The sequence below is a fragment of the Streptomyces sp. NPDC006365 genome, assembly GCF_042870755.1.
GTDB lineage: Bacteria > Actinomycetota > Actinomycetes > Streptomycetales > Streptomycetaceae > Streptomyces > Streptomyces xiangluensis.
In genome coordinates, this window is the sequence record NZ_JBIAHS010000018.1 from 26,314 (window position 1) to 47,721 (window position 21,408).

Genomic DNA, 21,408 nt, shown 5'->3' on the forward strand with positions numbered 1-21,408 from the left:
GTCTAGGGGATACAACGAGCACCCCATTCGGCCGCCAAAGCGTCAAGTTTTGATGTGGGTGTTAGGCGCTTCCGATCCGCCTCGCTAAGGCCCGTGATGCCAGAAAGGGAGGCTGCTACATACGGAGCCCCCAGTCCGCGCGTTGAATCGGCGACTGCAGCCCACTGCTCCTTGTTGAGCATCCTGTGGCGTGCTGCCGTCCAAAGTGCAATGCTGCGCGCAAACTCTGAGCGATCCACCAGCAATGCCATTATGAAAGCCTTCAAGGCTTCTGCTTCCTGGTTTGGATTAGAAAGTTCCAGGCTTGGTACTTGAAGGGTCCAGGCAAGCCATATCTTCTGCCATTTATTTGGTGCGGATTGAGTAAGTATTTCCAAAATGGTTCGTCGCACAGAATCGGGGTTCTTTGCTGCCACGGCGGCCATATATCGACAGGCTGCGGGTGTGAGTTGGGGTTCTTGTGTCAATGCTTCCGAAACGTACGGCAAGCCGGAATCATCTTGGAAGAACTCCAAGATGTCTATTGACTTGCGTATCAGTCGATGACGTTCCCGCAAACCGCTATGTTCAAGGACGGCGTCAGGTTCTTCGGAGGCTAGCTCAGAGAGTAGTTGCACGGCGGCACCGACATACACATCTTCATCATCTGGGATATAGATATCGCTACCTGTATCCGAGTATGGGTCCCATGCCGTAAGATCCTCCACTACAGAGGAGCGGGCCGCATTTTCCTGTTCCAGGGGCTCATTTATAAGCTCCGTGTATCGCCCTATCGGAAGTACGTGAGTTTTCCAGTCGTTGAGCGAAAGCCCTAGACTGCGTGACTCCTCATGCATGGCGTCGAGGGCTGAGACACAGTCGCTTCGAGTTTTCACGCCGATTCGAAAATCGTCAGCGTAACGCCACACCTGTAGGCCACGCCTGATGAGACTTCTGTGAAGATTCTCAGTCAGTAGCTCGGCTAGCAATTTGCTAGGCTCGCTCATCTGGGGAATTCCTACCCCCCGATCGAAAAGTGAGCGCCAGAATGAAGATAGAACCTGGGCTACCTCCTGGCGTCCACTACGGTTTACAATTTCGCGCGACAGCAACTCGTGATCTATAGAGGAAAAATAGTTGGCTATGTCTGCTTTGATGACGAAGTCAACTTCGTCGCTTACAATAGGGCCCTGTTCGAAATCGTCGAATGCTTCGCCGCTTCGCTCGTACTTGGGTAGGTCATCCTCAAGCAGGTTGACGAGCGCTCTGTAAAAAACTCGCTCCCCAATGGGCATGATATGGAGAGGTCGTCTACCGTGGCGCCACTTGCTGGCCGTGATTAGGTCCGCATACGGTTCAGATATCTCCGCTTGAGTTACTCCCTTGAGGTAATCTGCGTACTCCTGATCGGCGTCGCACGGGAAGGCTTCATCAATTAGCTGCGTTGGAGCGAGGTCCGGCTTCCAATCCTTTTCCTCTCCGAGAGCGCGCTCGAAGTCCAATTCCCGCATGAGCGGCTCTGAAGGCCTCAGCATCAAGTCCCCTGGGCGACATCGTCGTTGCTGGAGCTACGGTGCCGATCCGTACTCCCCGTTTGAACCCCATAGGTTATGCGTGTGCTTTGGTCAGTGCTAGCGGGTACTGGTGATCGCGCCACAAGGCTGCCAGGGCGGCGTAGCGGCTTTGGGGTGGCGCTGCTTTGGCGCGAGTGATCATGGCCCCGTAAGCTTGCGGCGCGTCGGGCAGTCTGTGGACCTGCCCGGTAAAGCACGACGTTGGGGCCATGATCTTCGAGGCTCGCGCCAAAGTGGCTCCGTAAAGCCGCGGAGCCGACCGCCCTAGCCACGACGTAGCTCTTGTACGGCAAGCAGCCGATTGCTGTGTGCGCGGCACGGGCGCCGGCCGGGCTGGAGCGGGGCGGAGACTGGAGCGCAGGCACGGCTGGGGGCCGTGCCGCGCGCGGGGAGCGGAGCGAGCCGCCTTGAACCCGTAGAGAAAGTTGTTACTCAGGCTTCGGCTGGGTCTTGTCCGGTCCCGGTAGATGCTTGACACTTCGGTCCCAGCTGATGGTTGACAGTGGCCGTGTTCGGCTTTTCTGTGCGCGTCGTTGCGGTGCGTGTGGGGAGGCCGGGATTGGCGCTGGTGGAGTTGTCGGTTGTCGAGCAGAGATACCGGGCTGTGCTTGCGGTGCTGGCGGGTGCGACGGTGACGGAGGTTGCCGCCCAGCTGGGGGTGTCGCGGCAGACGGTGAGCGGGTGGAAGTCCCGGTATGAGGCTTCGGGTCTGGCGGGGTTGGCGGACCGGTCGCGCAGGCCGGCCTCGTGTTCGCATCAGGCGTCTGCCGAGGTGGAGGCGGCCGTGTGTGAGCTGCGGCGCAAGCATCCCCGGTGGGGTCCGCGGCGGATCGCTCATGTGCTGGAGCGGTCCGGGACGGTGGCGCCGGTGCCGTCGCGGATGACGGTGTATCGGATCCTGGTGCGGCATGGGCTGGTGGAGCCGGGGGTTCGGCGTCGGAGGCGGTCGGATTACAAGCGCTGGCAGCGGGACCGTGCGATGCAGTTGTGGCAGATGGACATCGTCGGCGGGGTGATGCTGGTCAACCCGGTGACCGGGGAGTTGACCGAGGCGAAGGTCGTGACGGGGGTGGATGATCATTCCCGGTACTGCGTGATCGCGTCGGTGGTCGAGCGTGCGACCGGTCGGGCTGTCTGCTCGGCGTTCGCCCGGGCCTTGCAGAGGTTCGGGGTGCCGGAGGAAGTGGCCACCGACAACGGCAAACAGTTCACCGACCGGTTCGGCAAGGGCAGTGAGGTGCTGTTCGACCGGATCTGTAGGGAGAACGGGATCGCGCACCGGCTGACCCAGCCGGCGTCACCGACCACGACGGGCAAGGTCGAGCGGTTCCACCAGACGCTGCGGCGCGAACTCCTCGATGACTGCGGTCGTTTCGAGAGCATCGAGGCGGCTCAGGGGGCGCTGGATGCGTGGGTGGAGGAGTACAACTCCTCACGTCCGCACCAGGCTCTGGACATGCAGAGTCCGGCCGACTGGTTCGTACCGGTGCCCGAGGACGAACGGGATGTGCTGGGCTTGAAAGTGCCAGGAGTGCTCTCGCTCATCCCGCAGCAGCGAACGGCTCCTGTGGCGGCGCCTCCTGCCGCGGAGCCGGCTGAGCTGCGGCCCGCAGCGGTGGCGCCGGAGGCGTCTGACCTGCCGAATCAAGGGCCGGACAGCGTGGCGCCGGTCGAGCATGGCGGGCCGGTGGAGTTCGAGCGGGTGGTGCCTGCGAGTGGAAATCTGCAGGTCGCGGGTAAACAGTTCTGGCTCGGCCCGGCCCGGTCGACGGGGCGGGTCACACACCTGGAGGCTTGTCCACGCGAGTTCCGCTCCGGCAGCCCGGGTCCAGGCCCTCGCCGGCGGCGTCGACGCGTGCCCGCGGGGGTGAAGTGGCCCACGGCGAGCAGGCGGTCGTCGTACAGCCACCAGTCGTGGGTCACGGTAAGTCCGCCCCGGGGCCGTCGGGCGACTCGGCGGCGCAGGCCGCTTCCCGCAGCGCATCCAGCAGGCCGCGCAGGGCGGACTGTTCGAGGGAGGTCTCCCGTACGGCCGCCGAGATCACCCGGAACGGTTCAGGACCCCGGACCGGGCGTACGACGACGCCGGGGTGCTGGCTGCGCAGTCCCAGCCTCGGCATCAGGCCGACACCGAGACCGGCCGCGACGAAGCCCTGAGCGGTGGCGTAGTCCTCGCTCTGGATGACGAAGTCGGGGCTGAAGCCGGCCGCCGCACAGGAGTCGATCACCGGTTCCAGGCACGGCCCGGGCGGCTCGCTGCCGACCCACTGCTCGCCGGACAGCTCGTTCAGATCGAGGATCTCCTCGTCGGCGAGGGGGTGACCAAGGGGCAGTACGGCGGCGTACGGGTCGTCGAGAAGGTGAACGAGCCGGAAGCCGTCGCCGACGCGGTCAGGCGTCTGGACGACCACGGCCAGATCGGCCCGGCCCCGGGCCACCTCCTGGAACGGGTCCTCCGGGTCGGTGAGTTGAAGGTCGACACGGACGCCGGGATGCTCGGCGCGGAGACGAGCCAGGGCGGGGGCCACCAACGTGGACCCCGACGTGGCGAAGTAACGGACCGACAAGCGGCCGGTGCGTCCGGCGCGGAGGTCGGCGAGGGCGGTCTCCGCCTGGGCGACCGCCGAGCTGATCAGGGCCGCGTGCTCGGTGAGCAGCAGACCGGCGGCCGTGGGCCGCACACCGCGGCCGACCCGTTCGAGCAGCGCCGTACCGGCCTGTCTCTCCAGCACCGCGATCTGCTGACTGACGGCGGACGGCGTGTAGCCCAGGTGGGCCGCGGCGGCGGTGACTGTGCCGCTGGTGACCACCGCACGCAGGACCTGCAGTCGCCTCACGTCAAGCATGTAGCAGAGCTTAACAGAATAGGTAGAACCATTTGCTTGTCCTCAAAACTTGGCTGAGGCACCTTCAAAGGACCGGGTTCGAAGGACGGGTCCGAAGGACGGGTTCGAAGGACCGGAGACCGAACGAGCCGCTGGACCGAAAAGGAGGAAAGCAACGTGAGCAGCAGTACACGGAGTCTGGGGGGCGCAGTGCGGGTGGTCGTGCTCGCCCTGCTGTGGGGCTCGACGTTCCTCTGGATCGAGCTTGCACTGCGCGGGCTCTCCCCACTTCAGGTCACGTTCGTCCGCTGCGTCCTCGGCGCACTCGTCCTCACCGTCGCCTGCTACGCGTCGGGCCGACGCATGCCGCGGGGCATCGCCGTCTGGCGCCACATCGTCGTCGCGGCCTTCTTCTGCAACGCGCTCCCGTTCGCGCTGTTCAGCCTGGGCCAGCAGACCGTCGACTCGGGCCTCGCCGGAGTCCTCAACGCCACGACCCCGCTCTGGTCGATCGCCCTCGGTCTCACCCTCGGCTCGGAACGCGAGCTCCGCCCGGTCCGCCTCGCGGGCCTCCTGCTCGGTTTCGCCGGCGTGACTCTCATCTTCGCCCCCTGGCAGACGACCGGGGCCACCGGCTGGGGCGCCCTCGCCATCCTCGGTGCGGCCGCCAGCTACGCCGTCGCGTTCACATACATGGGCCGCACCCTGGTCGGCAAGGGCACACCCACTATCTCCCTCTCCGCCGCCCAGCTCGTCGCCGCGAGCGGACTGACCGCTTTCGCCATGCCGATCGGCGGCCTGGAGTCGGTCAACCCGGGACCGACGGTCGTGATCGCGGCCGTCGCCCTCAGTGTCCTGTGCACCGCGATCACGTTCCACCTCACCTACCGGATCATCAACGACGAGGGCGCCACCAACGCGGCCGTGGTCGGCTACCTGCTGCCGGTGGTCTCCGTTCTCCTTGGCGCGGTCATCCTGGGCGAGAACCTGAGCATCCGGGTGGGGCTGGGCATGGCCGTCGTCCTCGCGGGCGTCGCGATGACACGGCGGACGGGGACGACGGCCGCTGCTGCGGCCGACGGGGAGGCGGTGGAAGGCACGCCTGGGACCGCCGAGAAGCGGACGGCCGAGAAGCGGACGGCCGAGAAGCCGATGCCTGATAAGCCGACTGCCAAGGATGCGACCGCCGAAGACGCCGCCGCCGATGACGTGGCCGCCGACGTCCCGGCCGCCCGACGCACGGTCGCGGGGTGGTCAACAGCGGTGCGGTCCGACGACACAACCGCCGCAGCGGGCAGTCATCCGCGCTGGTCAGAGCCGTAAGGCCCATCCAAGCGCCGTCGCTTCCCAAGCTGAGAGCACGAGTTCGACTCTCGTCACCCACTCCCTGCGAAACCCCCAGGCCTGAGACCCGGGGGTTCTTTGTTGTCCAGCCCGGTGGCCCGGTCGTGCACCACAACCGCACCATCAGCCCTCGGCAGCTCCCTCGCTGGGGTGTTTCGCACGCTCGGCGCGGACCAGGTCGTCGAGTCGCCAGGATTTGGTGCCCGCCCAGGCTACGAACGCCATTCTCTACGGACGGTCGGATGAGACCTGGCTTGTGCGAGTCGAGTGGTACCGCGAGGAGACCTCGCTCCGGATCGAGGTGCACAATCCGGGGTTCCCGGCGAATGTGCGGATGCGGTGCCCAGAGGCCAACGACGCTCACGGGCGCGGGCTGCTCCTCGTCGATACCATCGCCGAGTCGTGGCACTCCGGGCCCAGCCGCTTCGGCGGGACGGTGGTCTCCTTCGTGGTGGCTGATGCCTGGCCGTCGAATGGAGGCTTCGGCCCCCTTCTACTGTGAGTGTGCAAGTTTCGCTAGTCTGGTTGACCAGTTGACTTGGCCAATCCCGACGGGCGGCATTCATGGCGTATGAAGTGGAGCCACCGAAGTACGTGCGCCTCGCGCAGACGATTCAGCGTCGCATCGAGGACGGCACGTACTCGCCCGGTACGCGGGTGCCCAGTGAGAACCAGCTGGTGCAGGCCTTCGGGATGTCCCGTCCGACCGTCGTGCGGGCGCTTGAGCTGCTGAAGCGGGATGGCTGGCTGGAGTCCCGGCAGGGGTTCGGCACGATCGTCCGGGGGCGTCCGGAAGTCGTTGAGCAGAAGGATCGTCGGGGCCGCGAGGCGCTGGAGCGCGACGAGTCGCAGACCTTGGGACGTCTGGTTGAGGTCGGTGAAGTCCCCGTTCCGGCGCGGGTCGCCTCGGCGCTTGGGCTGCCGAAGCGGGCCAAGGTGCTCATGCGCCGGTTCCTGGTCGAAGAGGACGGCGAAGCGGTCGAGTTGGTCTCGTCGTACTTCCCCGCCGGCCTGGCTGAGGGCACCGAGCTGGGGAGCTCCGAAGCCCTGAGCGGCAGTGTTCGTAAGCACTTGGAGGCGCGGAAGAAAGCCCGCTTCGACCATGTGACGGAACGGGTTTCAGCTCGACTGCCTGAGAGCGGTGAGGGTGAGCTACTGGGCTTGCCAGATGGCGTGCCTGTCCTGAGCGTCCTTGTCGTCGCGTGCGACGCTTCCGGGCAGGCGCTGCAAGTCTCTGACGTGCTGCTACCTGCCGATCGGCAGGAACTGGAAGACACCTACCGCCTGAACTGAGCCTGGAGCAGGGCGGGTTCTGCTCGGCAACGACTTGACAAGTCAACCTGGCATCCCTACCTTCGAACTTGCTAAGTCAACTTGTCAGGTGGCAGGTTGATCGACTCAGAAGGAGAAATCTCTGTGCGTGTGATCCGCATTGATGCCTCGACCGCCACGATCCTGCTCACCGAAGCGCCGTCGCCGAAGGTGCGGGACCGGCAGACCGGGGAGATCGCCAAGGACGCCGTGAGCGGTGAGGCACTGATGACGATCGGAGTCGTCTACATCGAGGAGGGGGAGTCGTCACTGATCAAGGTCACGGTTCCTGAGAGCGGTGTCTCCGAGGGGCTGACGCTCGGAGCTCCGGTCGCGCTGCCGGGGCTGGTGGCGCGGCCGTGGGAGAGCGTGTTCAACGGCCAGCAGCGGCACGGCATCGCCTACCGGGCCACTGCCATTGCTCCGGGTGCCTTCCCGGCCGCTGAGGCGGGCTGATCGCCGTTACGGACCTGGTGACGTGGGTCGAGCTGGGCGGGTCGCTCGCTGCGATAAGCGGCGCGGCCTACGCCCGGCATGCCCACCCGGCGGCGTACTGGTCCACGGTCGGGCTACCGGTCTCGGTGGCCCGGCTGTTGGCCTCGTACTCCTCGACCATGGACGCGTGCGGCCTGACGGTCGAGCCGTCCCGGTGGCGGGCACTGGCCGTCAAGGCGACCACTCGCCGTGAGGTCCGGCCGGTGCCCCCGCGTCGGGGCATGGTCCGGCCGACCACGACCGGTCTGCGGCTTCGGCTGCGGCTGGCTCCGGGGCAGGAACCTGCGGACGTGGCAGCCTCGGCCGAACGGCTGCGGCACGCCTGGGGCGTTCACGCTGTGTACGTGCGGGACATCAAGCCCGGAGTCGTTGAACTGCGGCTCGTCGGCTTCGACGTCCTGCGGAAAGTACGGATGCCTCGCCGGATCGACCGCCGGTTGCTCCGCGTGCCGGTGGCACTGCGAGAGGACGCGACCGCGTTCGTACGCGACTACCGCGCAGTACCGCATGAACTCGTGCTCGGCGCCACGCTCTCGGGCAAGTCCATGTACCTGCGGAACCTGCTCGCCGAGCTGGCCGCTCAGCCGGTGGTCCTGGTCGGCATCGACTGCAAGCGGGGCGTGGAGCTGGCGCCCTTCGCTGCACGGCTGTCGGCGCTCGCGACCGATCCGGAGCAGGCGGCCGAGCTGCTGCCTGTGCTCGTGAAGGAAATGGAGAACCGCTACGACCTGATCAAGGCCCGTCAGGGCATCGCCCCCGGCACCCCGGACGCGGGGATCACCTCGGACATCTGGGGCCTGCCCGAGAGCGAACGCCCCGCTCCCGTCGTGCTGTTCATCGACGAGGTGGCGGAACTCTTCCTCGTCGCCACGCGAAAGGAGGAGGAGCGGAGGGATGAGATGGTCACCCAGCTCATTCGGCTCGCTCAGCTCGGCCGGGCCGCCGGGATCTACCTGGAGGTCTGCGGGCAGCGCTTCGGCGCCGAGTTGGGGAAGGGCGCCACCATGCTCCGGGCCCAGTTGACCGGCCGGGTCTGCCACCGCGTGAATGACGAAGCCTCCGCCAAGATGGCGCTCGGCGACATCGCCCCGGAAGCCGTAGGCGCTGCCTGCGCCATCGCCGCCGAGCTGCCCGGTCTGGGCGTCGTCGGCGACACGTCCGGCGGCTGGTCCCGTATCCGAACCCCGTACCTGTCCCTCGTCGATGCTGCGGCCACCTGCCGCGAGACGGCACATCTCGCGCCTGACGTACCGGCGCTCACGCCCTTCCGGCCGTACGTCCCGCCCGTGCCCGTGAAGGAGTCCGGGCCCGTGGCCGCTCCTCGCCCCGTCACCGAGTAAGCGCACCCGCTCCATCGGCCGGCGCGGCCGTCCCGCGCCAAGTCCCTACCCCGCCATGCCTGAACACGGAGAGGAAAGCTCGTGACCGCCTCGATGTCCTTCTACGCGGACGCCGGTACCAACGTCCACCTCAGCCAGTACGACAGTCGACGAACCCCGATCCTCACTCTCAACGGAGAGGGCCACTCCCTGACCGTCTCGGCTTTCGACCGGGTTCCCATCGCCGACCACCTGGCCTTCGTCCGCGACCTGGCCGCCGCCTGCACCGACTACGTCAAGGCACTGGAGACCTACGCCGCCGCCCTGACCGGCGGCGACCAGGAGCCGGACGAGGAGCGGTGATGCGGCTGCCCGTCCGCGTTGACGCCGTACTCGTCCAAGCGGTGATCGCTGCCGCGCTGTCCTTCGCCCACCTGCACGACCTGGCCTACGCCGCCGGACAACAGGGATGGAAGGCGTGGGCCTACCCGGTCTCCGTCGACCTGCTGTTGGTGGCGGCCTGGCGGCGGCTCAGCTCCGGCGGGCCGAAAGCGGCCGGATGGTGCTGGTTCCTCGTCGCACTGACCGCATCGCTGGGCGCCAATGTCGCCACCGCCGGACTGCTTGACCTCGGCGATGTACCGGCCTGGCTGCGCATCCTCGTCGCCGGATGGCCCGCCGTCGCATTCCTCGGCGGAACCCTGCTGGCCCACGGTGCTCCGACACCGACAGAGGTTCCAGCGGCGGAACCAGAGCCCGCCGTGAACGCTGCGGCACCCGAACTGCCCACCGCGAAGCCGGAATCGGCTCCGCCCTCTCCAACTCCCGTCCCGCCCGCGCTCGTCGCCCACGCCCGCAAGGTCGCCGACGAACACCACGCCCGGACCGGAACCGCCATCGACACCACGACGCTTCGCGCCCGGCTCGGCGTCCCGATGCCGCTCGCAGAAGCCATCGCCGCCCAACTCACCTGACTCGTAGGAGACAACCCGTTGCGTCCGTCCACGCTCCGCACGCTCAAGCGCGCCGCCGAGCTGACCCGACAGAACCGCCTCACCGAAGCCGTGCTGATCGCCGAGCCGGTCATCCTCGCCGCCGACACCTACGAGGGCAACGAGATCTTGCGCTGGCTGGCCGACCACGCCACCGACTTCACCGGCGAACCCCACGACCACCACAACGACCAGGAGGAGACCCCCTGATGCCCACCAATCCTCGCTTCCGCAGGGTCGTCCGCATCGGCCCTGTCCAGGTCGCCACCTACTACGACGGCCGGGGCCGCGAGAAGCACACCGCCGCTTGTACGGCCCCGCGGTGCGGCTTCTCGACGGACTACGGCAGCCGCGCCGCCGCCGAACTGGCCGCCCGCACCCACCGCTGCCGCGTCCGCTGAGGAGATCCCGTGACCGTATCGCTGCCGCTCGTCTTCGTCCTGGGCGTCGTCGCCTGGGCCGCGATCAAGTTCCTCGGTGTCCGCCTCTGGGTCGCCGTTGTGATCGCGCTGTTCGGCTTCTGGCTCTCGCACACCTTCCTCGCCCCCGCCATCGAGTCCGGCACCCGCTCCGGTGTCGACGTCGTCAACGGCAACCACGACTGACAAGGAGTCCCGCCGTGTTCCGTCCCAAGCTGCCCGACGCCCCGCCTACGCCGACGACCATCACCACTGCTCAGCAGAACCATGCCCCGGCTGCTCCTGCTGGCCGTCCGGTCGCCCCGTACGTGGGCGTCGGAGTCGGTGCGGTCGCCGCCGTGGTCGTCGTCGGCGTCGTACTCACCGCGCTCCTGGCGGCCGTCGCCGTCACGGCCATCTCCGTGGCCATAGCGGCTGTCGTACTGCGCTCGCTCATCAGCAACACGAACCACCGCCGACCGGCCGCCGGGGCGGCACAACGCCGCCAAGCATCCCGCCGCCCCGGAGCCGTCCCTCCCAACCGCCGAAACAGCCGAAAGGAATTCCCATCATCACCCGGCAGACTCCGCCCCCGCTGGCGGAACTCTCCATGCTGGCCTCCCTCGGCACCATGCCCGAGCTGGCCCGCCAACTCTCCGGCCTGGGCGGCTGCACCCGCCCTGTACGCCTCGACGGCCACCGCACGGAGTACGAGGTCAACATGGCAACCGGCGAGATCGGCCGCGTACTGCACCAGCTGGACTCGGCCACCCTCCCGGCCGGGCACCTCCTCGTCCGCTGCAACAACCGCCGCGCCACCCGCTGTGCGTCCTGCGCCGAGACGTACCGCCGAGACACCTACCACCTGATCACCGCCGGACTACGCGGGGGCAAAGGCACTTCTGAACAAGTCGGCGCCCAACCACGCGTGTTCGCCACCTTCACCGCCCCCGGCTTCGGCCCGGTCCACAACCGCCCCTCCGGCGGGCGCGGCTGCCGCTGCGGCGTCCACCACGACCAGGAGGATGCGGCTCTCGGCACGCCTCTTGACCCCGACACGTACGACTACGAAGCCGCCGTGCTCTGGAACGCACACGCCGGGACCCTGTGGCGCCGCTTCTCCATCTACCTGCGCCGTGAGGTCGCCAAGCGCGCCGGACTCACCCAACGCGCATTCCGCGAGTATGCGCGCGTCTCCTTCGCCAAGGTCGCGGAGTACCAGAAGCGCGGAGCCGTCCACTTCCACGCGGTCATCCGCCTCGACGGCCCGGAAGGTGGTGACACTCCGCCTCCGGCCTGGGCCACGGCCGAGCTGCTGACCGACGCCATCCGCGCCGCCACGACCGCAGCACGCGTCAACGGACCGGAGGTCGACGGCCGGGCGCACACCTTCACCTTCGGCCGACAGCTCGACGTACGCCCAATCCGGTCCGCCGACTTCGACGACGGCCAGGAGCTGACCGAGCGAGCCGTAGCGGCGTACATCGCCAAGTACGCCACGAAAGGCGCTGAGACGGCGACCGGCACCCTGGACCGGCCGCTCAAGTTCCTCGCCGAGCTGGCACAAGCCCGGATCACCCACCACGCCCGCCGCATGATCCGCACAGCCTGGGACCTCGGCGCACGCCCCGAGCTGGCAGACCTCCGGCCCCGCGCCTGGGCCCACATGCTCGGCTTCCGCGGCCACTTCTCCACCAAGTCCCGCCGCTACTCCACCACCCTCGGCGCCCTCCGCGACGCCCGCGCCGAATGGCGCCGCGCCCAAGCAACCCCGGACACCCCGACCGCCCCGCAGGACGGCGAAACCACGCTCGTCCTCGCCCACTGGGTGTTCGCAGGTACTGGCCTCAGCAGCGGCGAATCCTGGCTCGCCGCCTCCCTCGAACCCGCCCCCGGAACGGAAGGAGAGCCCACCTGTGGCTGACCGTTACCTGTCCGTCGTCCAGGTCGCCGAGATGCTCGGCACCACGGATCGGTTCCCCCGGCGGCTGATCGAGGAGCGGCGCATCCGATACGTGAAGGTCGGCCGACACGTCCGCATCCCGGAAAGCGCGGTCGAAGAGTTCATTGCGTCCCACACGGTGAGGCCGTTGCGGCGAATCCGTTCCCGACGTGGGAGGGCCGCCTGATGGCCAACAGCAAAGGCAAGCGGCGCCGCTTCGGGGCGATCAGACGGCTTCCGTCCGGCCGGTACCAGGCGCGCTATCCGGGGCCTGACGGCGTGATGCGCCCGGCTCCCGTCACCTTCGAGACGACGGCGGACGCTGACGACTGGCTTGCTGAAAAGCAGACAGAGGTCCGCCGTGGAGAGTGGCGTGCCCCGGATGCCGGGGCTGTGAGCTTTCGGGCCTACGCCGACAAGTGGGTGGAGGAACGGGAGCTCGCTGCACTGACCCAGGACCTGTACCGCTACCTCCTCGACAAGCATCTGACAGCTTTCGCCGACTTGGACTTGGACGAGATCGCCGCCCCACGCGTCCGCGAGTGGCGGGCCGAACGGCTACGGATCACGGGCGCCAAGACAATCACGGCCAAGGCGTACCGGCTGCTCAAAGCCATCATGGAGACGGCCGTGGACGACGAGCTGATCACGCGAAATCCGTGCCGGATCAAGGGCGCCGGTAAAGAGAAAGCGGCTGAGCGGCGCATCGCCACCGTCGCCCAGGTCGACGCGCTCGCCAACGCCATAGGGATGCGGTGGCGGCTCATGGTCTACCTCGGCGCGTACGGTCCGATGCGGCCGGAAGAGCTGGCCGGCCTCCGCCGTCGGGACATCGACCTCGACAACCTGCGCGTCCGCGTCCGCCTCGCCGAGCCGGAGCGGATGAACGGGCGGCGCGTTCTGGGCGACACCAAGTCTGAGGCAGGAACTCGGACTGTGATTCTTCCCGCGTTCCTCCGCCGGGAGCTCCGCTGGCACCTGGAGAGCTATGCCGAGCCCGGCCCCGATGGGCTGCTCTTCGTCGGTGAGAAGGGCGCTCCCTTCCGGCGCAGCACGTTCGGGCGGAGGTGGCGCAAGGCGCGTGAGATCGTCGGCATGCCTGAGGGCTTCCGGTTCTACGATCTCCGGCACACCGGACACACTCTGTCCACGCGTTCCGGCGCGACTCTCAAAGACACGATGGTCCGCGCCGGGCAGTCCTCCGAGAAGGCGGCGCTGATCTATCAGCACTCCGACGAGGAGCGACAGCAGGAAGTTGCTGCCGGGCTCGACGCGACCGTACGCAAGGCACGCCAGGAAGCTGCGGCCGTGCCAGAAGAACAAGCGGCCGAGCCGGACGATCAGCGTTCTGGCACGAATCTGGCACGCGGCGAGTGATCACAGCGGACAGCAAAACGGCCCAGGTCTCTGACCTGGGCCTCAATCATGGAGCGGGTGACGAGAATCGAACTCGCGCTCTCAGCTTGGGAAGCTGATGTTCTACCATTAAACTACACCCGCGTAAGACGTCGGCTGAGCGGCGTCGGAAACGCGGGTTCACTGTACCTCATGCCAGGCCCCAGGCGTCGAAGCCGTGGGGCCTGTGGTGGTTTTCGAGGGGTGGACTGGGCTGCGGGGGGCGGGAGTTGGGGCGTACGGTGGAGGGGTGGGAGAGGGGTTGGGCGGGATCGGAGTGCCGCCTGGAGGGCCGTTCCGTTCGTCCCGTAATGTGGCGTTTCACGTCAGTCAGACGCGGCTCTTGGGGAAGGGACTCTGAGGACTTGATGGAACGCAGCACCGTCGTCCGTTGTGCCGAAGGGCACGTGTTCAGCACCGCCCAGCTTCCGATGCAGCAGGCGGATCGGCTCGGCCCCGGCCGGCTGATCCGCTGTCCGCGCTGTGCGCGGCTTCGGAACGTCGTACCCGTGGCCATGGAGAAGCGGTAACGGAGATGCGGTAACGGAGACGCGGACCGGCCAACCAGCGGACGGCAAGCGGTAAGCGGCCACCACGGTCAGACGGCTACGGGCAGACCGCGGCCACACCTCGCAGGGGCCCGTCGTAGTCCCCGGACAGTCCTCGGATGTGCTCGGACAGTCCGTGGATTGTGGCGGGCCCCCACGCTCTGCGTATCCTCAGGGCGTGCTTCTCTCTGACAAGGACATCCGGGCCGAGATCGACTCCGGGCGGGTCCGGATCGCTCCGTACGACGATTCCATGGTGCAGCCGTCGAGCGTCGACGTGCGGCTCGATCGCTACTTCCGGGTGTTCGAGAATCACCGTTACCCGCATATCGACCCCTCCATCGAGCAGGCCGACCTCACCCGACTCGTCGAGCCGGACGGGGACGAGCCGTTCATCCTGCACCCCGGGGAGTTCGTGCTGGCGAGTACGTACGAGGTGATCTCGCTTCCCGATGATCTTGCGTCGAGGCTCGAGGGGAAGAGCTCTCTGGGGCGGCTCGGGCTGGTCACGCATTCCACCGCCGGGTTTATCGACCCTGGATTCTCCGGACATGTCACGCTCGAGCTTTCCAATCTCGCCACGCTTCCCATCAAGCTGTGGCCGGGTATGAAGATCGGCCAACTGTGCATGTTCCGGCTCAGTTCGCCCGCTGAATTCCCTTATGGCTCCGAGCGGTACGGGTCCCGTTACCAGGGGCAGCGCGGACCCACCGCCTCGCGGTCCTTCCTCAACTTCCATCGGACCCAGGTGTGAGGGCGGCAGGGCCGGCATGAGCGACGTACGCGAGAATCTCAGCTACGAGCAGTTCGGCGGGGCGGTACGGGAGTTGGCGCAAGCCATCGCCGATGACGGGTACGAGCCCGATCTCGTCCTCTCCATAGCCCGTGGGGGTGTTTTCGTCGCGGGCGGCCTTGCTTATGCGCTCGATTGCAAGAATCTTCATCTGGTGAATATCGAGTTTTATACCGGAGTCGGCACAACTCTCGACATGCCCGTTATGCTCGCGCCCGTTCCGAATGTCGTCGATTTCACCAATAAGAAAGTGCTCATCGCCGATGACGTTGCCGACACCGGCAAGACGCTGAAGCTCGTGTACGACTTCTGCCTGGAGCATGTCGCCGAGGTGCGGTCCGCCGTGATCTACGAGAAGTCACAGTCGCTGGTGAAGTGCGAGTACGTGTGGAAGCGGACCGATGAGTGGATCAACTTTCCTTGGAGCGTCCAGGAGCCCGTCGTGAAGAGGGACTATTCGGCGATCTCCGTACGCTCCCACCACTCGTAGACCGGCAGCTTTCCCTTCGCCGTGTCCTGGCGTCGTGACGTCGGGCGGAAGTGTTCGTAGCCGCCGCGGTGCGGGATCTTCAGGTCCTCGCCCGCCGGGGCCGTATCGGGGACGATCCTCTCGGGCAGGTCGTCGGGGCCGCCCTCGAGGGCTGCCAGGGCCGCTGCCTCTGATTTGTCCGACGTGTTGCTCGTGCTGCTGTCGCCTGTCTTCGTGGCCATGTTTTTCCAGAGCTCCTGTGGTTCAACGCCTTCAGTCGCCCCGCGGCAGGCAGACCACCGGGATCCGCTGGACGAGGTTGTTGCCGAAGCCGCCGCGGTTCCAGGGCTGGTCGAGGGGTTGGGTGTGGCCCGCGGCGTCGGTCGCGCGGGCGGTGAGTACGTGGGTGCCGGGGGCGGCCGTCCATGTCGTACGCCAGCTCCGCCATGCCCATGAGCTCCTCTTGGGACCGTGGTCGTCCAGACCGGTCTCGAGGGCGGCCTCCGTCCAGGTCTCGCCGTCGTCCGTGCTCACCTCGACCTTTGTCACCGGGGCGTGGCCCGACCAGGCGCGGCCCTCCAACTGCACGGGGCCGGGGCGTACGACGCGGGTGCGGGACATGAAGTCGGGGAAGCCCGGCGGGATCATCAGCGCGCGCGGGGCGATACGGGTGACCGGTTCGCCGGGGTCGTCCGGGTTGTCGGCCGAGCGACGGTAACGGTAGGCCACCGCCTGCTGGAATCCCGTGAAGGGCGTGCTGGTCAGGGCGATGTCGCGGAGCCATTTCACATGGGCCATGCCGTACCAGCCGGGCACCACGAGGCGTACGGGGTGGCCGTGCTGGGGTGGCAGTGGGGCGCCGTTCATCTCGTACGCCACCAGGACCTCGGGGTCGTCGGCGGTGGCGTCGGCGAGGGGGAGGCTGCGCTGGTAGTCCTGCTCCACGCCGCGTTCCACGCCATGGTCGGCGCCGGTGAACACGGCCTCGACGGCGTCCGGCTCGACCTGGGCCTCGGCAAGCAGCGTACGCAGCGGGACCCCCTTCCAGTCGGCGGTGCCGACCGCCTCGACCAGCCAGGGCTGGCTCACGGGCCGGGGGGTGAGCCGGGCCCGGCCGTTGCCCGCGCACTCCATCGTCACCCGGTGTGTGACGGCCGGGAACGAGCGCAGGGTCGTCATGTCCAGTGACAGCTGTGTACGTACGTGGCCCCGCACGGTGAGCGTCCAGTCGTCGGCGCCGGCGGCGTCGACGGTGGGGATGTCGTAGTGGACGAGTACGTAGTGCAGTCCGGGCGGTGTGACCTCGTACCGCAGGGCCTCCAGTGGCAGCCCGTGATTGCGGGCCGCGAGCGCGAGTTCCTCCGCGCTGATGCCCTCGGCGGGCTCGGCCACGCGCGACGGTGCGCTGACGGCCCGCAGCGCGCTGATGTGCGCGTCGGCGGCGTGCGCGTCACCTGCGTGCTCGACGCTTGCGTGGGCGTCACCGAGAGGCCCGTCGTGCGGCACGATGTGCTCGGCTTGCCCATCCCGCTTGGCCCGTACGTCGCGTGCGTCGCGTCCGTCCATGAGTCCATCGTGCGCTCGCGAGCCGTGCCACGCGAGACCAACCGGCCCAGGAAATGCTGCGGCGCAGCACATGTGACATGTGCTGCGCCGGTCGTACCGCCTGAGTGCTCGGCCAGGCTCAGAACGTCCCCAGCTTGATGATCGACAGCAGGGCGATCAGCTGGATCGCCGAGGCGCCCAGGGCCTTCGGCCACGGAAGGTCATGGGACTTCTTGACCATCAGCGTGAACAGGGCGGCGGCTCCCAGCCAGGTCACCCAGCCCAGGATCTGGACGAACGGCGCGTCGCCACCCATGAAGAGGGCCACGACCAGGCGGGGGGTGTCCGTGAGCGACATGATCAGCATGGAGAGGCCGACCGTGGGCTGCCAGGCGCCGTCGCCGCCGAGCTGGCGCGCGAGGGTGTGGGTGACCACGCCCAGGATGAAGGCGCTGAGCACGATCGCGACCGCCGTGGTCAGGACGATGGGGACGGCGTTGGAGAGCGTCGCGTTGATCGCGTCCTCGCGTGCGCCGTCGAAGCCGAAGACCGCCAGCAGGCCGTACAGGAACGTCACGATCAGGGCCGGGCCCCACATCGTGTAGTCGCGCATCTGCAGGAACGTCTGGTTCGGGCGCATGATGACGCCGCTCAGCAGTTCCTTCCAGTGCAGCCGCGGCCCCACCGGGGGTGCCGGCGTCTGGCCGGCGCGGTAGGTGCCGCCCTGGTTGTACGGGTCCTCGCCGATCCCGAACGCCTGGGTGTGGCCCGGGTTGTTCGCCGCGTACGGGTCCGGGCCCTGGGCGTGATGACCGTGGTCACCGAAGTACTCCGGCTCGCCGTGGCCGTTCGCCTGGGGCCACTGCTGTCCGCCGTTGCCGTACTGGTGAGCCTGCGGCGCAGGGGGGTAGCCGTACGACGGGCGGCCCGGAGGCGCCTGCTGTCCGTACGGTTGCTGCCGCCCTTGCTGTTGCGGGCTTGCTTGGGTGCGGTTGTCCCGGCCGCGTCCGATCCTGAATCCAGCCACGTAATCGAACGTACCTGGTCTCACAGAGCCGTGCGCCGGGCCCGGGAGAACGGACCCGGCTTTGACGCTGAGCTGTGACATCCCCTAAGGGGTTGTCCAGCCGGTTTTCAGTGGCTGCTCAGGGTCGGCTCAGGTTTTTGCGGTACGCGCGTACGGGTAGCGCGTTGCCGTTGCCGTACGTCATGCGTCGCGAGTCGTGCGTCGTGCCCGCGTCACGACCAGAACTCGTTGCTCCTCTCGATGTCCTCGATACATTCGTCGAGGTCGGTGATCTTGTCTCCGACGATCCGGAAGACGATGCCTCCGTTCTCGTCGAGCTGCTTGTCACCCCGCTCGGCCGTGAAGCGGTGCAGGGTGACCGCGTGGCCCCGGCCGTCGACGAGGACATGGCGCAGTTCGACACGCATGGTGCCGTTCGTCTCCTCGTTGAGCCTGCGGTACATGTCGATGATCGCGTCCTGGCCCTTGAAGTCGCCCGCCAGCGGGTGGGTGCCCGGGGTGTGGTGCGTGGCGTCCCCGGACATCAGCCCGCGCAGGGTGTCCATGTCACCGCGCTGGAAGGCCTCGTAGCCCTTGCGTACCAGTGCTGCGTGCGGGTGTTCAGCCATGGTGCTCGCCACCTTCCGTGGCTCCGTGGATATACGGCTTACGTAGGCAATTGTTCGCCTCTGCCGCCAGGTGAGCCACTGGGAGCGAGTAGCCCCCGTGTATCAGCCCTCGCACGTCCTGCGGTGCGGAATGTTCGGTTCGCCCGCTTGCGGTGGGCCGCGACGTCCCACACCGTGATCGACTGTCGTGTGACGGAGTCGCTCATTGCTTCGGCCCGCGAGTACCCGAAGGTGTGGCCGTCGGCGCTGAGCGCCACCCCCAGTACAAGGCCTGCGAGGAGTACGCCGGCGACAACCGCCGCCTCAACCCCAACTGTCTGTCCAACGTGGCCAAGTACGTGAACGGCGAGGCTCTCGCCCGCCCGGTCGTCTGGGTGAACGTCGGCTTCCACCACGTAGCCCGCGACGAGGACCAGACCCCGATGCCGGTGCACTGGCAGGGCTTCCAGATCGTCCCGCGCGACGAGACGGACATGAGCCCGCTGACTCCGGACCACTTGCACGGGCCGGACTACAACGGCCGCAACTGACGGAGTTGCGGGCCGAGTTACTGACCGAGCTCGCACCAGACGTATTTGCCGCCGTTCCCTCCGGGGTTGACCTGGAACCAGCCCCAGTCGTCGGCGTACGCGTCCACGATGCGCAGCCCGTGTCCCGACGTACTCGGGTCGGGCGTGGTCGCCGGCGGCTTCGGGTCCGTGTCCCATGCGCCGAGCCGGAACGAGGGCCCGGACTGCCTGACCTTGAGGGCAGCCGGGCCCTCGGTATGCCGGATGGCGTTGCCGAGCAGCTCGGAGGCGAGGAGTTGGGCGGGTTCGATGAGGGCGGGGAGGTGGTGGGCGGCGAGGATGTCGCGGAGGGTACGGCGGCAGATGCGGACGGCTCGTGGGTCGTTGGGGACGTAGAGGGTGTATTCCCAGGACTTGGGCATACGGGTCTCCCAGGGCGGGGGTGATCGAGGGGATGGGCGCGGCGGTGCCGGGCGGTGGCTCTGTCGCGCCCGCCATGGCGTGGCGGTGCGGTGCGCTTCCGGGGCCCCGGCGGTTCCGCAGCGTGTGCGGCGCGTCACTGACGGTATGGGGTTAAGTTGATCCCCGTCAAGCTGGACCGGGATACTGGGGTTCTCAACTCCCGGGAGGGAACGGGCACATGCCAGCACGGAGCATCATCACGGCACGTCAGGAACGGCTCGGTGCTGAGCTGCGCAAGCTGCGGGAACGGGCGGGGCTCACCGGCCGGGAGGCTGCGCGGGCGTTGGGCATCGCCGAGAGCAAGCTTTCCGCCACCGAAGCGGCCCGTGTCGGGGTGAGCGCCGAGCGCGTACGGCATTGGGCCAGCCAGTACGCGTGTGACGACGCCGCCCACGTCGACGCGCTCGCCGCCATGGCAACCGAGCGGGTGCGGGGTTGGTGGGAGGAGTACCGGGGGCGTGTGCCGTCCGGTTACCTGGATCTGGCCGAACTGGAATACCACGCAACGCACTTGAGTAACTTCGAGTGCGTACACATTCCCGGCCTGCTCCAGTCGGAGGAGCAGGTTCGGGCGATCTTCGGTGCGTCGGTGCCGAAGTTGTCCGAGGAGGAGCTGGCACTGCGCGTGGAGTTCAGGCTGCGCCGCCAGCAGGCCCTGGAGGGGATGCAATATCTGGCGCTGATCCATGAAGCCGCGCTGCGGATCAGGGTTGCTGACCGCAAGGTGGCACGGGAACAGCTGCTACAGATCCTGGAGCGGTCCGAGCTTCCCCAAGTGGCCGTGCGCGTCGTGCCGTTCGACGTGGATGGCTTCGCCGGAGTCGTCGATGCGATGGCGTACGCGCGAGGTTCGGTGCCGCAGTTGGACACCGTCGTGGTGGACAACCAGCACGGCACTGCTTTCCTGGATGCAGAGGCGCAGCTGGCCCGCTATCGCGAGGTACTCCGCAAGCTGGAAGGAGCTGCGCTGGGGGCCGTAGAGTCCCGGGAGTTGATCCACCGACTCGTAAAAGACTCGTGAGAGGTAAGGACATGGGACACGAGATCGCATGGCAGAAGTCGTCGTTCTCCAGCGGTGGTGACGCGGCGAACTGTGTCGAAGTCGGTCGGCAGAAGTCGACGTTCTCCGGCGGCGATGACGACGCCCACTGCGTCGAACTCGCCGCCCACCAGCCCCTCCTCCTCCGCGAAAACGACGAGCCCGGCACCGTAATAGCAACCAGTGGTACCGGCCTCGCCGCCCTCATACGTCACCTACGGGCTGGCTGAGCGGCTGCGCCGCCAGCGCGCTGTCAGGTCCATCGAAGGAACCGTACTCACCACGGTGATGAGCACCCCCATCACCAGCAGGTCCTCACTGCTGCCGCGGCTCAGGTCCAGCGCCCGCCCGGTCCGGGACGTGGCGCCGACACTCGCCTTGCGGCCTCGCGTCCCGGACGCGGTTCAGCGGGTCAGCGCGAAGCCGGCGAGTAGGACGGCGACCACGCTGACGGCGAGGAAGACCTGGTGCCGGCGCGGGATCTTGATGTGGTTCGTGGGCTCACCCCTGCGCCACCGCTCGAGCACCTCTTTGAACAGTTTCCGCTGGGGGAGCAGGCCGAGTGTCAGGCCGATGTGGGCAGACGAGTACATGACGAGCGCCCCGTTCAGGTCGATGTCCTTCAAGCGGCAGACGACGATCAGGACCGCGCCGCCGACGACCATGATCACCGGGTAGGCGATACGGAACTTCCGCAGGGGGATCCATCTGCCCAAGAGGAAGCTGGACAGGGCGGTGGACGCCGCGGCCAACAGCCACAGCCACCCGATGGGTACGGACGCGAGCATGGGAGGTGTCCTTCTGTGCCAGGGCGGGGGACCGGTCCCGGGGGCC

Annotated in this window: 23 protein-coding genes, 1 tRNA gene and 5 pseudogenes; 20 read left to right on the forward strand and 9 right to left on the reverse strand. The window is 67.5% G+C overall.

The window, feature by feature from the left end; all coding sequences use genetic code 11:
- Positions 1 to 2: 2 nt before the first annotated feature.
- On the reverse strand, positions 3 to 1,490 hold the full coding sequence (locus ACFYO0_RS35480; protein ID WP_388684509.1) for a reverse transcriptase domain-containing protein: 1,488 nt from the start codon (positions 1,488 to 1,490) through the stop codon (positions 3 to 5).
- A gap of 637 nt (positions 1,491 to 2,127) precedes the next feature.
- Here ACFYO0_RS35480 and ACFYO0_RS35485 point away from each other — a divergent pair.
- Positions 2,128 to 3,336 (forward strand): annotated as a pseudogene (locus tag ACFYO0_RS35485) (IS481 family transposase); the annotation flags it as partial.
- Positions 3,337 to 3,472: 136 nt separating this feature from the next.
- On the opposite strand, the gene ACFYO0_RS35490 reads toward ACFYO0_RS35485, so the two are convergent.
- Complete coding sequence (locus ACFYO0_RS35490) at positions 3,473 to 4,399, reverse strand: LysR family transcriptional regulator (RefSeq protein WP_388684511.1); 927 nt, start codon at positions 4,397 to 4,399, stop codon at positions 3,473 to 3,475.
- Positions 4,400 to 4,588: 189 nt separating this feature from the next.
- On the opposite strand from ACFYO0_RS35490, the pseudogene ACFYO0_RS35495 reads away from it, so the two are divergent.
- The 14 genes and pseudogenes from ACFYO0_RS35495 to ACFYO0_RS35560 form a co-directional block, all read left to right on the forward strand.
- Positions 4,589 to 5,482: pseudogene (locus ACFYO0_RS35495) on the forward strand (DMT family transporter); the annotation flags it as partial.
- Positions 5,483 to 5,933: 451 nt separating this feature from the next.
- Positions 5,934 to 6,224: pseudogene (locus tag ACFYO0_RS35500) on the forward strand (ATP-binding protein); the annotation flags it as partial.
- A 62-nt stretch (positions 6,225 to 6,286) separates the two neighbouring features.
- On the forward strand, positions 6,287 to 7,015 hold the full coding sequence (locus tag ACFYO0_RS35505; RefSeq protein WP_388684514.1) for a GntR family transcriptional regulator: 729 nt from the start codon (positions 6,287 to 6,289) through the stop codon (positions 7,013 to 7,015).
- Between the two features lie 123 nt (positions 7,016 to 7,138).
- Complete coding sequence (locus tag ACFYO0_RS35510; protein ID WP_388684516.1) at positions 7,139 to 7,489, forward strand: hypothetical protein; 351 nt, start codon at positions 7,139 to 7,141, stop codon at positions 7,487 to 7,489.
- A 17-nt stretch (positions 7,490 to 7,506) separates the two neighbouring features.
- Positions 7,507 to 8,868, forward strand: coding sequence for an FtsK/SpoIIIE domain-containing protein (locus ACFYO0_RS35515; RefSeq protein WP_388684518.1), 1,362 nt, complete (start codon positions 7,507 to 7,509; stop codon positions 8,866 to 8,868).
- 81 nt (positions 8,869 to 8,949) lie between these two features.
- Positions 8,950 to 9,210 carry a hypothetical protein gene (locus ACFYO0_RS35520; RefSeq protein ID WP_388684520.1) on the forward strand — a complete coding sequence of 87 codons (261 nt, stop codon included), beginning with the start codon at positions 8,950 to 8,952 and terminating at the stop codon, positions 9,208 to 9,210.
- Complete coding sequence (locus ACFYO0_RS35525; RefSeq protein WP_388684523.1) at positions 9,210 to 9,821, forward strand: DUF2637 domain-containing protein; 612 nt, start codon at positions 9,210 to 9,212, stop codon at positions 9,819 to 9,821. The genes ACFYO0_RS35520 and ACFYO0_RS35525 overlap by 1 nt, the downstream gene beginning before the upstream one ends.
- An 18-nt stretch (positions 9,822 to 9,839) precedes the next feature.
- Positions 9,840 to 10,049, forward strand: a complete 210-nt coding sequence (locus ACFYO0_RS35530) for a hypothetical protein (RefSeq protein ID WP_388684527.1) — start codon at positions 9,840 to 9,842, stop codon at positions 10,047 to 10,049.
- A complete protein-coding gene (locus tag ACFYO0_RS35535; protein WP_388684530.1) occupies positions 10,049 to 10,240 on the forward strand; it encodes a mobile element transfer protein in 192 nt (63 codons plus the stop codon). The genes ACFYO0_RS35530 and ACFYO0_RS35535 overlap by 1 nt, the downstream gene beginning before the upstream one ends.
- Positions 10,241 to 10,249: 9 nt before the next feature.
- Entirely contained in the window at positions 10,250 to 10,444 is a 195-nt protein-coding gene (locus tag ACFYO0_RS35540) for a hypothetical protein (RefSeq protein WP_033321456.1), read from the forward strand.
- 14 nt (positions 10,445 to 10,458) lie between these two features.
- Positions 10,459 to 10,713, forward strand: a pseudogene (locus ACFYO0_RS35545) (SpdD protein); the annotation flags it as partial.
- 134 nt (positions 10,714 to 10,847) lie between these two features.
- A complete protein-coding gene (locus tag ACFYO0_RS35550; RefSeq protein WP_388684533.1) occupies positions 10,848 to 12,161 on the forward strand; it encodes a replication initiator in 1,314 nt (437 codons plus the stop codon).
- Positions 12,154 to 12,366 carry an excisionase family DNA-binding protein gene (locus ACFYO0_RS35555; RefSeq protein WP_388684535.1) on the forward strand — a complete coding sequence of 71 codons (213 nt, stop codon included), beginning with the start codon at positions 12,154 to 12,156 and terminating at the stop codon, positions 12,364 to 12,366. The genes ACFYO0_RS35550 and ACFYO0_RS35555 overlap by 8 nt, the downstream gene beginning before the upstream one ends.
- Complete coding sequence (locus tag ACFYO0_RS35560) at positions 12,366 to 13,556, forward strand: tyrosine-type recombinase/integrase (protein ID WP_388684537.1); 1,191 nt, start codon at positions 12,366 to 12,368, stop codon at positions 13,554 to 13,556. The genes ACFYO0_RS35555 and ACFYO0_RS35560 overlap by 1 nt, the downstream gene beginning before the upstream one ends.
- Positions 13,557 to 13,605: 49 nt before the next feature.
- On the opposite strand, the gene ACFYO0_RS35565 is transcribed toward ACFYO0_RS35560, so the two are convergent.
- Positions 13,606 to 13,679: transfer RNA gene (locus ACFYO0_RS35565), tRNA-Gly, on the reverse strand.
- Positions 13,680 to 14,300: 621 nt separating this feature from the next.
- Between ACFYO0_RS35565 and dcd the strand changes: the two genes are divergently transcribed.
- Positions 14,301 to 14,876, forward strand: a complete 576-nt coding sequence (gene dcd / locus ACFYO0_RS35570) for a dCTP deaminase (RefSeq protein WP_328770027.1) — start codon at positions 14,301 to 14,303, stop codon at positions 14,874 to 14,876.
- Positions 14,877 to 14,892: 16 nt separating this feature from the next.
- Entirely contained in the window at positions 14,893 to 15,405 is a 513-nt protein-coding gene (locus ACFYO0_RS35575) for a phosphoribosyltransferase (RefSeq protein WP_388684539.1), read from the forward strand.
- On the opposite strand, the gene ACFYO0_RS35580 is transcribed toward ACFYO0_RS35575, so the two are convergent.
- From ACFYO0_RS35580 to ACFYO0_RS35595, 4 genes are all read right to left on the reverse strand, one after another.
- The gene (locus ACFYO0_RS35580) at positions 15,369 to 15,563 is read right to left on the reverse strand and encodes a DUF5988 family protein (protein ID WP_388684884.1); all 195 of its coding nucleotides are present in this window, start codon (positions 15,561 to 15,563) and stop codon (positions 15,369 to 15,371) included. The two genes, ACFYO0_RS35575 and ACFYO0_RS35580, sit on opposite strands and share 37 nt — an antisense overlap.
- Positions 15,564 to 15,657: 94 nt before the next feature.
- Positions 15,658 to 16,950: a sulfite oxidase gene (locus ACFYO0_RS35585; protein WP_388684541.1), complete on the reverse strand. Its 1,293-nt coding sequence runs from the start codon at positions 16,948 to 16,950 to the stop codon at positions 15,658 to 15,660.
- A gap of 118 nt (positions 16,951 to 17,068) precedes the next feature.
- Positions 17,069 to 18,037 (reverse strand): YIP1 family protein, encoded by a 969-nt coding sequence (locus ACFYO0_RS35590; RefSeq protein WP_388684543.1) that lies wholly within the window; start codon positions 18,035 to 18,037, stop codon positions 17,069 to 17,071.
- A gap of 131 nt (positions 18,038 to 18,168) precedes the next feature.
- Positions 18,169 to 18,564, reverse strand: a complete 396-nt coding sequence (locus tag ACFYO0_RS35595; RefSeq protein ID WP_388684546.1) for a nuclear transport factor 2 family protein — start codon at positions 18,562 to 18,564, stop codon at positions 18,169 to 18,171.
- Positions 18,565 to 18,824: 260 nt separating this feature from the next.
- Here ACFYO0_RS35595 and ACFYO0_RS35600 point away from each other — a divergent pair.
- Positions 18,825 to 19,094 (forward strand): annotated as a pseudogene (locus ACFYO0_RS35600) (copper amine oxidase); the annotation flags it as partial.
- A 17-nt stretch (positions 19,095 to 19,111) separates the two neighbouring features.
- Here the strand turns inward: ACFYO0_RS35600 and ACFYO0_RS35605 are convergent.
- Positions 19,112 to 19,495: an ATP-binding protein gene (locus ACFYO0_RS35605; RefSeq protein WP_388684548.1), complete on the reverse strand. Its 384-nt coding sequence runs from the start codon at positions 19,493 to 19,495 to the stop codon at positions 19,112 to 19,114.
- Between the two features lie 218 nt (positions 19,496 to 19,713).
- Between ACFYO0_RS35605 and ACFYO0_RS35610 the strand changes: the two genes are divergently transcribed.
- Positions 19,714 to 20,556, forward strand: a complete 843-nt coding sequence (locus ACFYO0_RS35610; RefSeq protein WP_388684551.1) for a helix-turn-helix domain-containing protein — start codon at positions 19,714 to 19,716, stop codon at positions 20,554 to 20,556.
- 11 nt (positions 20,557 to 20,567) lie between these two features.
- Positions 20,568 to 20,804, forward strand: coding sequence for a DUF397 domain-containing protein (locus ACFYO0_RS35615; RefSeq protein WP_388684554.1), 237 nt, complete (start codon positions 20,568 to 20,570; stop codon positions 20,802 to 20,804).
- Between the two features lie 174 nt (positions 20,805 to 20,978).
- Here the strand turns inward: ACFYO0_RS35615 and ACFYO0_RS35620 are convergent, their stop codons facing one another.
- Positions 20,979 to 21,362, reverse strand: coding sequence for a hypothetical protein (locus ACFYO0_RS35620; RefSeq protein WP_388684557.1), 384 nt, complete (start codon positions 21,360 to 21,362; stop codon positions 20,979 to 20,981).
- Positions 21,363 to 21,408 lie beyond the last annotated feature (46 nt).

Coding starts and splice junctions, on each gene's coding strand:
- ACFYO0_RS35560 (WP_388684537.1), top strand. CDS start 12,366: ATGGCCAACAGCAAAGGCAAGCGGCGCCGCTTCGGGGCGATCAGACGG.
- ACFYO0_RS35525 (WP_388684523.1), top strand. CDS start 9,210: ATGCGGCTGCCCGTCCGCGTTGACGCCGTACTCGTCCAAGCGGTGATC.
- ACFYO0_RS35595 (WP_388684546.1), bottom strand. CDS start 18,564: ATGGCTGAACACCCGCACGCAGCACTGGTACGCAAGGGCTACGAGGCC.
- ACFYO0_RS35535 (WP_388684530.1), top strand. CDS start 10,049: ATGCCCACCAATCCTCGCTTCCGCAGGGTCGTCCGCATCGGCCCTGTC.
- ACFYO0_RS35620 (WP_388684557.1), bottom strand. CDS start 21,362: ATGCTCGCGTCCGTACCCATCGGGTGGCTGTGGCTGTTGGCCGCGGCG.
- ACFYO0_RS35590 (WP_388684543.1), bottom strand. CDS start 18,037: ATGTCACAGCTCAGCGTCAAAGCCGGGTCCGTTCTCCCGGGCCCGGCG.
- ACFYO0_RS35575 (WP_388684539.1), top strand. CDS start 14,893: ATGAGCGACGTACGCGAGAATCTCAGCTACGAGCAGTTCGGCGGGGCG.
- ACFYO0_RS35505 (WP_388684514.1), top strand. CDS start 6,287: ATGGCGTATGAAGTGGAGCCACCGAAGTACGTGCGCCTCGCGCAGACG.
- ACFYO0_RS35605 (WP_388684548.1), bottom strand. CDS start 19,495: ATGCCCAAGTCCTGGGAATACACCCTCTACGTCCCCAACGACCCACGA.
- ACFYO0_RS35490 (WP_388684511.1), bottom strand. CDS start 4,399: ATGCTTGACGTGAGGCGACTGCAGGTCCTGCGTGCGGTGGTCACCAGC.
- ACFYO0_RS35550 (WP_388684533.1), top strand. CDS start 10,848: ATGCTGGCCTCCCTCGGCACCATGCCCGAGCTGGCCCGCCAACTCTCC.
- ACFYO0_RS35480 (WP_388684509.1), bottom strand. CDS start 1,490: ATGCGGGAATTGGACTTCGAGCGCGCTCTCGGAGAGGAAAAGGATTGG.
- ACFYO0_RS35585 (WP_388684541.1), bottom strand. CDS start 16,950: ATGGACGGACGCGACGCACGCGACGTACGGGCCAAGCGGGATGGGCAA.
- ACFYO0_RS35615 (WP_388684554.1), top strand. CDS start 20,568: ATGGGACACGAGATCGCATGGCAGAAGTCGTCGTTCTCCAGCGGTGGT.
- ACFYO0_RS35610 (WP_388684551.1), top strand. CDS start 19,714: ATGCCAGCACGGAGCATCATCACGGCACGTCAGGAACGGCTCGGTGCT.